This window comes from Microcystis sp. M_OC_Ca_00000000_C217Col (genome assembly GCF_007095585.1).
In the GTDB taxonomy this organism is placed as follows: Bacteria; Cyanobacteriota; Cyanobacteriia; order Cyanobacteriales; family Microcystaceae; genus Microcystis; species Microcystis panniformis.
Map to the genome: position 1 here is coordinate 92,478 of NZ_SFBV01000248.1, position 11,635 is coordinate 104,112.

Annotated in this window: 12 protein-coding genes; 2 read left to right on the forward strand and 10 right to left on the reverse strand. The window is 44.9% G+C overall.

All coding sequences use genetic code 11. From position 1 onward, the window contains the following. Positions 1–89 precede the first annotated feature (89 nt). From EWV66_RS15390 to EWV66_RS15435, 10 genes are all read right to left on the reverse strand, one after another. Entirely contained in the window at positions 90–374 is a 285-nt protein-coding gene (locus EWV66_RS15390; RefSeq protein ID WP_002764782.1) for a hypothetical protein, read from the reverse strand. An 83-nt stretch (positions 375–457) separates the two neighbouring features. Next, complete coding sequence (locus EWV66_RS15395; RefSeq protein WP_004161694.1) at positions 458–754, reverse strand: DUF4164 family protein; 297 nt, start codon at positions 752–754, stop codon at positions 458–460. 67 nt (positions 755–821) lie between these two features. Then, a complete protein-coding gene (locus tag EWV66_RS15400; RefSeq protein ID WP_081417804.1) occupies positions 822–1,886 on the reverse strand; it encodes a glycosyltransferase family 4 protein in 1,065 nt (354 codons plus the stop codon). Positions 1,887–1,964: 78 nt separating this feature from the next. Next, the gene (gene glyA / locus EWV66_RS15405; RefSeq protein ID WP_287107951.1) at positions 1,965–3,248 is read right to left on the reverse strand and encodes a serine hydroxymethyltransferase; all 1,284 of its coding nucleotides are present in this window, start codon (positions 3,246–3,248) and stop codon (positions 1,965–1,967) included. Between the two features lie 444 nt (positions 3,249–3,692). Beyond that, positions 3,693–6,749 (reverse strand): phosphoenolpyruvate carboxylase, encoded by a 3,057-nt coding sequence (ppc, locus tag EWV66_RS15410; protein WP_004161692.1) that lies wholly within the window; start codon positions 6,747–6,749, stop codon positions 3,693–3,695. A gap of 399 nt (positions 6,750–7,148) precedes the next feature. Then, positions 7,149–7,337: a hypothetical protein gene (locus EWV66_RS15415; RefSeq protein ID WP_004161691.1), complete on the reverse strand. Its 189-nt coding sequence runs from the start codon at positions 7,335–7,337 to the stop codon at positions 7,149–7,151. Further along, on the reverse strand, positions 7,334–7,621 hold the full coding sequence (minE, locus tag EWV66_RS15420) for a cell division topological specificity factor MinE (RefSeq protein WP_002764792.1): 288 nt from the start codon (positions 7,619–7,621) through the stop codon (positions 7,334–7,336). The genes EWV66_RS15415 and minE overlap by 4 nt, the downstream gene beginning before the upstream one ends. A 29-nt stretch (positions 7,622–7,650) precedes the next feature. Next, positions 7,651–8,451 (reverse strand): septum site-determining protein MinD, encoded by an 801-nt coding sequence (minD, locus tag EWV66_RS15425; protein WP_002764793.1) that lies wholly within the window; start codon positions 8,449–8,451, stop codon positions 7,651–7,653. Between the two features lie 248 nt (positions 8,452–8,699). Further along, the gene (minC, locus tag EWV66_RS15430; RefSeq protein ID WP_052277940.1) at positions 8,700–9,527 is read right to left on the reverse strand and encodes a septum site-determining protein MinC; all 828 of its coding nucleotides are present in this window, start codon (positions 9,525–9,527) and stop codon (positions 8,700–8,702) included. Between the two features lie 12 nt (positions 9,528–9,539). Then, positions 9,540–9,932, reverse strand: coding sequence for a hypothetical protein (locus tag EWV66_RS15435; protein ID WP_052277941.1), 393 nt, complete (start codon positions 9,930–9,932; stop codon positions 9,540–9,542). Between the two features lie 893 nt (positions 9,933–10,825). Here EWV66_RS15435 and EWV66_RS15440 point away from each other — a divergent pair. Together EWV66_RS15440 and EWV66_RS15445 are read left to right on the forward strand one after the other, a co-directional pair. Next, positions 10,826–11,146 (forward strand): hypothetical protein, encoded by a 321-nt coding sequence (locus EWV66_RS15440; RefSeq protein WP_002793380.1) that lies wholly within the window; start codon positions 10,826–10,828, stop codon positions 11,144–11,146. Continuing rightward, positions 11,136–11,579: a type II toxin-antitoxin system YhaV family toxin gene (locus EWV66_RS15445; RefSeq protein ID WP_052277942.1), complete on the forward strand. Its 444-nt coding sequence runs from the start codon at positions 11,136–11,138 to the stop codon at positions 11,577–11,579. The genes EWV66_RS15440 and EWV66_RS15445 overlap by 11 nt, the downstream gene beginning before the upstream one ends. The last annotated feature ends 56 nt before the right edge of the window (positions 11,580–11,635 follow it).

The following is an 11,635-nucleotide window of genomic DNA, read 5'->3' on the forward strand; positions in this document are numbered from 1 at the left end:
AAAGAGGGATTTTTGCAGATCATTTTTCTCTGTATCCTTGAAAATTGTAGAGTAAACAAATCTGTACGAATTACCATTAGGGATAACTTTTAGGGATTAGGGAAAAAGACGATTTTTCCCAGAATGCCTAGTATTCCTGTCACCAAAATTCCGACAATGCCAAGAAACCCATTAGTGGTAATATTCACCCGTGCATTCAGGTCATCAATACGCTTTTCTATTTCCATAACTTTAGAATCTAGGGCTTTAATATCTCCTCTTATTTCTGATTGTCCTATCTCTAGCTTATTAACATCTCTTTGTAAAGAGTCGATTTTTCCCTCAATCCTTGTCAGGACTGCTTCTAGGGAATAAGTTACGGTTTCGTTAGACATTTTACTAAACTCCTACTTTTGCTGATTTTTTCTCTAATCGACAAGGCATCAAAATTGCCCATAGGTACGACTAAGGATAACTTTTAGGGATTAGGGAAAAAGACGATTTTTCCCAGAATGCCTAGTATTCCTGTCACCAAAATTCCGACAATGCCAAGAAACCCGTTAGTGGTAATATTCACCCGTGCATTCAGGTCGTCAATACGCTTTTCTATTTCCATAACTTTAGAATCTAGGGCTTTAATATCCCCTCTTATTTCTGATTGTCCTATCTCTAGCTTAGTGAGACGCTCATTAACATCTCTTTGTAAAGAGTCGATTTTTCCCTCAATCCTTGTCAGGACTGCTTCTAGGGAATAAGTTACAGTTTCGTTAGACATTTGCTAAACTCCCAGATTTATCCTGCCGCTATCTTAATTATTAATCTTTTTTCTAGTTTAAGATGGCTTACGGTTCACTGCCACGATTGCGCCAGACTTGCCAACCGACGTAACCGAGGAGGAGAGTCGCACCAAAGGCAAAACCCCAACCACTGGGAACATTGGAGAAACCGAGGGCTAAACTGCCCACCCAGAGAGTTAGGGCGTAGATAAATAATACTGTCAGACGGTGAGAGATACCCGCTTCTAGTAAACGGTGGTGTAAATGACGTTTATCAGCCACAAAAGGGGATTTTCCGCGTTTGAGACGGGAAATAATCACCGTGGACATATCGAGGAGAGGAACCGCGAGGATGAGATAGGGTAGTAAGACGGCGGTAACGGCAACGGTAGTCACAGCAGTAGTTTTAGCCAATCCAATCACCGCCACACCCGCCAGGGTAAAACCCATAAAATAGGCCCCACCATCCCCCATAAAAATTTGGGCGGGGTTAAAATTGTAACGCAGAAAACCCAAGGCCCCACCCGCTAAAGCGGCGGCGATAATAGCGGCGGCCGGTTGTCCCATCACCAAAGTTACAACCAAAATCACCACGGCAGATATACCCGAAACTCCCGCCGCTAATCCATCTAAACCGTCAATCCAATTAATCGCGTTAGCCATCCCCACTAACCAGAGGAGAGTAATCGGTAAACTTAGCCAATGAATTTGTAATAAATCGCCGAAGGGAATAGAGAGGAAATCGATCCTCACCCCAGCTTGCCAAGCTAGAAAAGCGACGCTAAACTGCATTACCAGACGATTGAGGGGCGAAAGATTAAAAAGATCATCCGCTAGACCGATGAGAAAAAAGCCCAAACCGCCTAGGGTTACGCCCCACACTTCCCATTCTCGATCGCTGTTTAAACCAGCAAACCCTCCCAACCACCAAACGATCAGGAGGGCAGTTAAAGCGCCGACAAAAATCGAAACTCCCCCCAGTCGAACCATAGGCCTTTCATGGACCTTTCTTTCGTTGGGTTTATCGACGTAACCGCTTTTCAGTCCGACGGTTCTGACGAGGGGGGTACTCCAAAGTACAACGGTATGGGCGATCAGAAAAGCAATTAGATAGTATAAATCTCCGGACATGGGAATTGGGGGGCGATTTAATTCACAATTGGCCACTGACAGGCAATCGCCAATTATGAACTTTTATTATCTCTCTTTTTAGTCCAAGGCGGGGACGGAAATATGGAGATGGGGATAGAGGGGGAAGCTTTCACAGAGTTTCCCTACCCGTTGACGGCAAGCAGTTCCCAGGGCTTCATCACCTGGATTAAGGAGAATATCGGCGATAATGTTGCCAATCTCGATAAATTCCGTTTCTCCTAGTCCTCTGGTGGTCATAGCCGGGGAACCCAAGCGCAGACCACTGGTGACAAAGGGAGACTCGGGATCGAAGGGAACAGTGTTTTTATTAGCGGTAATATTAATGGTACTCACCAAGCGATCGGCTTCTTTCCCGGTCATGCCCACGGATCTTAAATCGAGTAACATCAAGTGATTATCCGTACCATCGGTGACAATTTTAATCCCTCTAGCCTTCAACTGACCGGCCAAAGCTTGGGCATTAGCGATTACTTGGCCCGAATAGATTTTAAACTCCGGTTTCAATGCTTCCCCAAAAGCCACAGCTTTCGCCGCAATCACGTGTTCTAGGGGTCCGCCTTGGGTACCGGGGAAGACGGATTTATCGAATTTTTTGCCTAATTCCTCGTCTTTGGTCATAATTAACCCCCCCCTAGGACCGCGCAGGGTTTTGTGAGTGGTGGTAGTGACCACATGACAGTGGGGTAGGGGGTTAGGATGATGACCAGTGGCCACTAAACCGGCAATATGGGCGATATCTGCCATCAAGTAGGCCCCCACTTCGTCAGCGATGGCGCGGAATTTCTCGAAATCAATCCGGCGCGAGTAGGCAGAATAACCGCAGATAATTAGTTTGGGTTTTTCTTTGCGGGCGATGTCAAGGATGAGATCGTAGTCGAGGAGTTCGGTTTCGGGACTTACTCCGTACTGTACGACTCGGAACCATTTTCCGGAAACGTTAACGGGGGAACCGTGGGTAAGATGACCACCGTGGGAGAGATCCATGCCCATAATCGTATCGCCGGGCTGCAAGAGGGTCAGGAAAACGGCGAAATTAGCTTGGGCGCCGGAGTGGGGTTGTACGTTAGCGTGGTTTGCCCCAAATAGTCGTTTAACCCGATCGATCGCTAATTGTTCCGCTTCGTCAATGTATTCGCAACCGCCATAGTAGCGTTTTTTTGGCAGTCCTTCGGCGTATTTGTTGGTTAAAACCGAACCCTGGGCGGCCATGACGGCAGCCGAGGTAAAGTTTTCACTAGCGATTAATTCTAGGTGATCTCTTTGACGTTGTAGTTCTTTTTGCAAAATCCCTGCGATCGCTGGATCCGTCAGGGATAGTATATCTAAGTTCGTATCAGTCACGGTTACTCGATCCTTTTTTTAACAATTTACCTGTAATCCTTGGGTCACTTTCTCCATTTTGGCACAATCTCTAATCTTCCGACACACCAGTGAGCTTAATTGCCTCTCTTCGGGGTCGCTCATCAATTGTCAACTGTTAGCAGTAAAATCTTCATTTTTAGTCAATAAGTGATAGTAATATTAGCCAATAGAACCCCCCAAAAGCTTGGATTAAGTGATAAAATCGGAAGTAATACTAAATCTGGTTATTAAAGACTGATTATTTATTCCCCTTTTTGCATGAGTGCATGAGTAGAAAACGGGTTTCTCCGAGAAACCCGTTTTCTGTGCGTTACTCAACGTATTTAGTATTCGTAGAAGTTCTACAAAAAGTTGACAAATTTTAAAAATAGGGTGGATTACCTTCAAGATAACCACCCGAAAACTACCATTAATTATCTGTAATCAACCGGTATTTCTCATCCCTGCGGCAATACCATTAATCGTCATTAAAGCGCCCCTTAATAACTCCTCTTTAGAATAGCGGAAATGAATCACACCGGATTGAGCTTGACTATTGTATTGACGTAAACGCTTGAGGAGAGACACCTGTAGGAAACCGAGGGGAACGATCGAACCGTTGCGTAACTGCACCGAGCGCTGTAAATTCGGATCATTATCTAATAAATTTTTCTCGCCGGTGATCTGGAGAACAATCTCGCTAGTGCGATTATATTCCTCTTTGATCCTTTCAAACAGACGTTGAAAACGTTCTCGATCTTCCTGTTTAGAAAGTTCACTGACGTAGTGATAGGCAATCTGTAGATCCACCTTCGATAGAGTCATTTCTGCTTTAGAAATCACCATCTGGAAGAAGGGCCACTTGTGATAAAAATGGCGCAACAATTCTAAATTTCGGTTAGGAGAATCATCGAGAAACATCTGCAAAGCTGTCCCTAAACCATACCAAGCTGGTAAAAGAAAACGGGTTTGAGTCCAACTAAATACCCAGGGAATTGCCCGCAGGGTACTTAAATCCTGTTGACCACTTTTCCGGCGCGCCGGTCGGGAACTAATCTGTAAAAGACTAATTTCAGGAATGGGAGTTACGGACAGAAAGAAGTCTAAAAAGTCCGGTTCTTCATAAATCAAACTGCGATAGGTTTGCCGTGAACGGGTGGCCAACTCCTCCATGATGCGATTCCAGGGTTCGAGATCATCAAAACCACTGCCCAGTAAACTTGCCTGTATGACTGCCGTTACGGCCGTTTCGAGGTTATACAAGGCCAATTCTGGTAAAGAGTATTTCGAGGCTAAAACCTCGCCTTGTTCGGTGATTTTAATGCGACCGTTAATCGTTCCCCGGGGTTGGGCGAGGATAGCGGCGTAGGCAGGTCCACCACCCCGACCGACGGAACCGCCCCGGCCATGAAAAAGACGTAGATCCAAGCCGTATTGTTTAGCGGTTTTTTGTAAAGCCTTCTGGGCCTTATGAATTTCCCAATTACTGCTTAAAAAGCCGGAATCCTTATTACTATCGGAGTAACCCACCATAATCTCCTGTAAATTACCCGGTTCGAGGATGGCCGGTTCCGGGGTCACTTCCTCCCCGTTTAAAGCCCCTAAATGGTCGTAACCGCCGGCTAGGGCTGCCCGGTAGAGGGGCAATTCAAACAAAGTCTGCATGATGCCGGGGGCGTGTTTGAGGTCATCGACGGTTTCAAAGAGGGGAACAATGCGGAGGGAACTGCGGCTAGTGGCAGGGTCGTATAAACCGGCTTCTTGGGCTAATAACAGCACTTCTAGCACATCGCTGGCCTCGTTGGTCATGCTGATAATGTAGGTTTGGCAGATTTCCAGACCGAATTCCCCTTGCAGACTTCTTAAAACTCGCAGGGTTTCAATGGTTTCGCAGGTTCTTTCCGAGAAGGGCATTTCCCGGGGAATTAAGGGGCGACGGGTTTTTAATTCCGCCACTAACCAGGCGATTTTTTCTGATTCGGTTAATTGGCCGTAGGGTTTGGGTAAAACTCCGAGATAGGCGGCGATTTCTTCGATACATTCGGCGTGACGGGTGGATTCTTGCCGAAAATCTAACTGAGTCAGGACAAAGCCAAAAATCTCCACTTGGGCGATCAGTCGATCGAGTTCTTGACAGGAAAGACCGGTTTGCAAGAGACTGCGCTGTAATAGCTGTAATTCGGCTAAAAACTCGGAACCAGAGCGATAGATGTTGGTTTCGTTGAGTTTAGTTAATAACTGTCGTTCTTCCGGATCATTGAGGCGATTATTGCGATCGCGTGTATTTTCCAGACGTTTTTGAATAAAGGCCAATTTGAGGCGATAGGGTTCCTGACGGTAGCGGATTGCTAACTGGCTATAGATTTCGGGCATTTGCTGCTTATCTCTGTCCAGGGAGTCCAGCAACTCCGGCAAGACGTGACACCAGTGCAGGGAGGCACTTAAAATACTGGTCAGGTCGCGAATAGCATCGAGATATTTTTTAATAACGAGATTGCGCTGATAACAGCAGGTTTTCCAGGTGACTTCGGGGGTAACGGAGGGATTGCCATCCCGATCCCCCCCCACCCAAGAACCGAAGCGACAGAAGTTATTTTTCGGCGCTTGTAAACGGGGAAAGGAGGATTGTAGGCTTTGCTGCAGACGCAGGGTTAACTGGGGTAGGGAATCGAAGAGAACTTCATCGAAGTAGTGCAGGGCATAATCCACCTCATCGACGACGGTGGGTTTAAATTGATGTAGTTCATCTGTTCGCCACCAAAAACGAATTTCTTCTTTTAACTGTTTGGTGACTGTTTGTGCTTCTCTGGAGTTAGTTAACCCCATACTGCGAAAGATTTCTTCTGCTTGGTCGAGTTTTTCGAGAATGCCCGAGATGCGGCGCTGTTTAATGCGAATGGTATGACGGACAATTTCCGTGGGGTGGGCCGTGAAAACCAGACGAATATCTAATTGATCGAGAAGACGCTGGATTTCCTGGGGGGGGACGTTCACCTGTTTGAGATAGGGAAATAACCAGTGAAATAGTCCCGATTTTGGGCCGGAGTGATCGGACTCGTTCAGGGTTTTTTCTAGCCAATCAGCCCCGACAATGGTGGCTAAAAGGCTTTTTTGCGGTGGGTCTGTCTTGGGACTTTCGTTTTCTTCCCCGATCACCGTCCGTCGCAGTAGTTGCTGATCCCTTTGTTCGTAGTGTTGTTCGATTATATTTATTAACTGGAAATAGAGGGCAAAAGCGCGGGTAACTTTGATCGCTTCCCCTAGTTCCAAGTCTTCGATCATTTTGGCGATCATTGCTTCCGGACTATCATCGGTCACTTGTCCTTCCTCAGAACAGAGATGGCGCAGTAATTCCAGTAAATCGACTAATTCTTGACCACATTCGGAGACTAAGACTTCTTTCCATAAATCTTCGATTAATTTCAGTCTTTGCTGCAGAAACAGGTTGGAAGTGCTGAAAATATCCTGTTCGGTTTCGGTTGAGGGGACAAGGACGCTCATAATTTCAGTAATCAGTAATCAGTAAACAGTAAACAGTAAACAGTAAACAGTAATCAGTAATCAGTAAACAGTAATCAGTGAAAATAGGGATTAACTGCCTTGAAATGAAAAACTCTATCAAACCAATAACTGATCACTGATCACTGATAGATCGGGATTAAGCTGCCCGCGCATTTAAATTGCTTGTTGAGACGAGGCAAGAGGCAAGAGGCAATAGTAAAGGGATTGGGGGAAATTCAGCTAATCTAAGGATAGGCGGTTAAGATGCGTCTTAGCTTAGTTCTTTAGGGTTGGTCAAAAATGAGATTATATGCCAAAGAATCACATTTTTTCCGATTTTTAACAAAAATTTCACTATTATTGCCTCTTTTCAGGGGGCAAAAGGATTTTTTTCTTGGATTATTGGTCACTGTTGACCGGTAACTGATCGGGAATATTGAGAAGGGGCAAGCGATCGCCGCGAAATAATTCCTCACTTTCCCGGCCCAATTCAATTAACCAATGATTGAGGGAACCCAGGGCCAGATAGGATAAAAGAAAGGGACTGACCGCTAGACTAAGCCAAAGCTCGATCGGTTGAGTTTTCATGGCAATTTCTCGGTTAAAGGACGGCGTTTGATGCGACGAATCGGAAAATTAGCAATCAGGGCTGTAGTTCGTTGGTCACTTTCTAGGAGCAACTCGGTTTCCTCGGTGTCGATATCAAGATAACGACTGACCACTTCTAAGATTTCTTGACGCATCATATTGAGAATTTCGGGACTAAGATCGGCGCGATCATGGGCCAGAATAAGTTTTAAGCGTTTTTTAGCTTGGTCGCCACTTTTGCCCGAACCGCGCCATGCTAGAAGTTTATCGATCAGGTCATTCATAGTAGGTTAAGGGGTTGAGATGAGAGAGTTTAAGGCCCAAACAAGCGACGACGCAGACGAGTAAGAAAACCTTCTTGACCGGCCATTAAATCTAGAAACGGCACATCGCGACCCTGTAAACGCTGGGCAATATTTCTAAAGGCCATGGAGGGGAGAGAGGTCTTCTCCTCTAATACTAATGGTTCCCCTTTATTAGTGGAAATAATAATTCTTTGATCGTCGGGAATAATCCCCAACAGGGGAATTACCAATAAGTCGAGAATGTCCTCGACGCTGATCATCTGGTTAAGTTGGATCATTTCTGGCCGCAGCCGGTTGACAATCAGACGGATACTCTTAATATCCTCGCTTTCTAGTAATCCCACCACGCGATCGGCATCTCTCACCGCCGACATTTCTGGGGTAGTAACTATGATCGCTTCCTGGGCGGCGGCGATCGCATTGCGAAAACCCATTTCAATTCCCGCTGGGCAATCAATCAATACATAGTCGTAACTTTTTGACAATTGGGCGACTAAATCCTTCATTTGATCGGCAGTAATTGCCTCTTTGGTGCGGTTTTGTGCCGCCGGTAATAGAACCAGATTTTCCTGTCTTTTATCCTTAACTAAAGCTTTATCAAGGCTACAATCTCCCGCCACCACATCGAGGGCAGTATAAACGATACGCTGTTCTAATCCTAACAATAAATCGAGATTTCTTAGTCCGAAATCGGCATCGACAAGGGCGACTCGACAGCCCAATTGAGATAAAGCTGAACCTAAGTTCGCCGTTACCGTCGTTTTACCGACTCCTCCCTTTCCCGATGTCACCACAATTACACGAGCCATAATTTATATCAGTTATCAGTTATCAGTTATCAGTTATCAGTTATCAGTTATCAGTTATCAGTTATCAGTTATCAGTTATCAGTTATCAGTTATCAGTTATCAGTTATCAGTTATCAGTTATCGAGTTTTTCGTTTCAACGCAGTTAATCGCTATTTTTACCAGTCACTGAATCACTGTTTACTGATCACTGTTTACTGATCACTGTTTACTGATCACTGGTCACTGATCACTGTTTACTGGTCACTGATCACCTTTTTTCGACCCACCCCACTTGATCTTTAAAGGTGTAGGTTCTGGAAAAATTATAAGCCCCAATGATGCGGATTCCTCCTTCGCTGATACAGGCGATTTCTGGTTCTATGCGATCGCTATCTAAAGCTGGAGACCTTGCCACTAATTCGGCGATCCTCAGTTGAGTTAAGTCGATTCGCAGGGCCATAATTACCGCTGCTCGATCGCCTCGGAATCCCGCATGAGCTACACCGCGTAAACCTCCCCAAACTAATATATCGCCATCAGCGACGATCGATCCGCCGGGGTTGACATCGCCCATGATTATAACTGTACCGGGGTGACGGATTTCTACACCCGATCGCAGGGTGGTTTTTAAGTACAAAGGTTCGGCAAGGGGAGATTGGGAAGGTTGCTCATCCCCGAAAACCCCCGGATTGGAGCGCATTTGTTCGACATTGTAACCCATGGTTGCCGCCGCTACTGCGGTTTGTCTTCTTTGGGTTTGGATCGTGTGCAGGGGTAATTCGGCACTGTCTAAAATTGTGGCGATCGCTTGTAGTTGCCGCGTATCCATCAGGCGATCATTGACCTGTAGGTGTACAGGTGTTCTAGCGGGGCAGTTTTGACCGCTATTACGGAGATAATATTTCAATCCTGTCAAGATATCTGTCCAATCCTGACTTGTCTCCCCGGCGCCGGTTTCGGGTAAAATTAGCACCAATTTCTCACCCTCACTTTTTAGGTGAATTTGGGCGTATCTTGACCTTACCGAGGCTGATGGCTCAATTTTTTCGGTTTCTAGGTCGATTTCTTGATTTATTCCGGTTTTAGTTTCATCCATAAAGATAATTTTTTACTTAAAAAAGACAAAGCGCAAAATAGCGATCAGCAAACCGACGGAAGCGGTAATCAGTGAACCGCCTAAAATGGTTATTAATGCCCAAATTTGATTTTTTTGACTGCCCTCGACTATTTTGAGGCGATTATCCATCCCTTCGACTCTTTCGGTTAATTTTGCCTGTCCTATCTCTAGGGATTTAACATCTTGCTTGATTTCCTTAATATCAGCTTTAATTTCGCCAATATCAGCTTTAATTTCGACGATACTATTCTCGATCGCCGTGAAACGAGTTTCCATCGCCGTGAAACGAGTCTCGATCGCCGTGAAACGAGTCTCGATCGCTTTTTGTCCGTTGATAATTAAGTCTTCTAGCCTTTGCAAGTCCGTATCGGCAACAGTTTTCATAAAAATTAACTGGCTATCAGTATAGATGTTTCTTTAATTATGAACCTTGAGCAGCCAGCAGCAGTGGGAATTAGGAATTATGAATTAGGAATTGCGGCTGATGCGAGATAGAGAGGTTTGTAAAATCAAAGGGAGGCATCACGATAAAGGTAATCACTCCAAAGCATGAGGCCTCCCATGAATAGGATAGATGCTCCCACCCTCTTGACTATTATTTATGTCCTGGTGGATGACTGGTATCAAGAACAGGGATATCGCTTGACTCCCATGCTACCTGGACCTGAGCCTAGTTTCAGTGATAGTGAAATGTTGACCTTTTGGTTTATTCCCCGAACGCTCCCGCAGCAGAATCCGTATTGCAGTTCATTCAAAGCAACAATATCCTAGCCGACAAGGGGTTTATTGGTAAGTAGTCGTGCAAAATTAATTTCCTAGTAAAGATAGGCACTCATGCAAGAGGCAAAAGGCAAGAGGGGGTTAGATATGTGTAATTAGGGTCTGCTGAATAAATCTAAAAACCTTGTTGGATAAGACTTTTAGACTTGTTTTTACTCAAAAAGTGCCAGCCGTTGCGGGGATCGGGGGGAAAATTCAGGTACTTTTTCCCTGAAAATTAGGTAATTGACTACCTCAAAATCGGTAAAACCCCACACCCCACACCCCACACCCCACACCCTGCCCCCAGGAAAAGCTTTTTCAGCAAACCCTAATTAATTTTGCTTAGGTACTTAAATCGAAATCCGCTAGTTTTACTCGATGGCTTTCTCGGCGCGCTCCCCTATAGTATATATGTATGGGGGAAGTTCAGCTAAAACGCGGTTGAGAAACTGGGCAACCTTGTATGTTATTAAATTATGTAATAACATGATATGTAGTAAACCTTGCCTAAAATCATGAGTAATAAACAATACAATCTAACCTGGGCTAGAATAGGCAATGCTTCAGGTTTCCGTCTGAGTGCCAGTTTTTTTAAGGATAATCCCCAATTCAAAGAAGCTAAAGGTGCTGTTGAAGTTATCAGTCCTGATACCTTATTAGTCCGCTTACAGCCTCAATCTGTAGAACAGGAGGAAGATGAACTAATGATGAGTTTATTCTTAGATTTTCTGACCAAGCAAGCCCTATTAAATCCTGATGCTGAGTTAGAAGCTTATACGGAAGCAATGGCGGCGGTCGATGAAGAGTTGATGACAGGAGTAGAACTTGATAGTTAACGGTTGGCGAATCTACTTCATTAAAAGACTTTTTGGGCAACAACGCCGCGATTTACAAGTTGAGGTTCGTAAACTAAAAAACACCTTGCCAACAGAAGCATACCGTACTCATTCTACAGTCAAACTCTACAGGGCGATTATGGTCGCCATTAAAGAAAAAATCCCTCTCGACCCTTTTGCTTCCCATTTTGCTCTGACTGGGGCGCTCAAGCATTACGGAAGAGTCAAAAAGATGGGACTACCTGACCGTTATCGCTTATTCTTTCGGGCTATACAAACCGAGGAGTATAAAGCAATTTTTGTTTTATGGCTAGGCTATCCTCGCAAACAAGGGGATAAAAATGATTGTTACAAAGTTTTCACAAAAATGGTTCAGCGAGGTGATTTTCCCAGTTCTCTTGACGCTTTAATCCTTGATAGCCAAGAAGATTAGCTAGTGATAAGGTGGTTGAAAAAGCGATCGTAACCCACAGATACACTTTCAACTGC

Coding starts and splice junctions, on each gene's coding strand:
- EWV66_RS15435 (WP_052277941.1), bottom strand. CDS start 9,932: ATGAAAACTGTTGCCGATACGGACTTGCAAAGGCTAGAAGACTTAATT.
- EWV66_RS15400 (WP_081417804.1), bottom strand. CDS start 1,886: ATGTCCGGAGATTTATACTATCTAATTGCTTTTCTGATCGCCCATACC.
- ppc (WP_004161692.1), bottom strand. CDS start 6,749: ATGAGCGTCCTTGTCCCCTCAACCGAAACCGAACAGGATATTTTCAGC.
- EWV66_RS15440 (WP_002793380.1), top strand. CDS start 10,826: ATGAGTAATAAACAATACAATCTAACCTGGGCTAGAATAGGCAATGCT.
- minE (WP_002764792.1), bottom strand. CDS start 7,621: ATGAATGACCTGATCGATAAACTTCTAGCATGGCGCGGTTCGGGCAAA.
- minD (WP_002764793.1), bottom strand. CDS start 8,451: ATGGCTCGTGTAATTGTGGTGACATCGGGAAAGGGAGGAGTCGGTAAA.
- EWV66_RS15395 (WP_004161694.1), bottom strand. CDS start 754: ATGTCTAACGAAACTGTAACTTATTCCCTAGAAGCAGTCCTGACAAGG.
- minC (WP_052277940.1), bottom strand. CDS start 9,527: ATGGATGAAACTAAAACCGGAATAAATCAAGAAATCGACCTAGAAACC.
- EWV66_RS15415 (WP_004161691.1), bottom strand. CDS start 7,337: ATGAAAACTCAACCGATCGAGCTTTGGCTTAGTCTAGCGGTCAGTCCC.
- EWV66_RS15390 (WP_002764782.1), bottom strand. CDS start 374: ATGTCTAACGAAACCGTAACTTATTCCCTAGAAGCAGTCCTGACAAGG.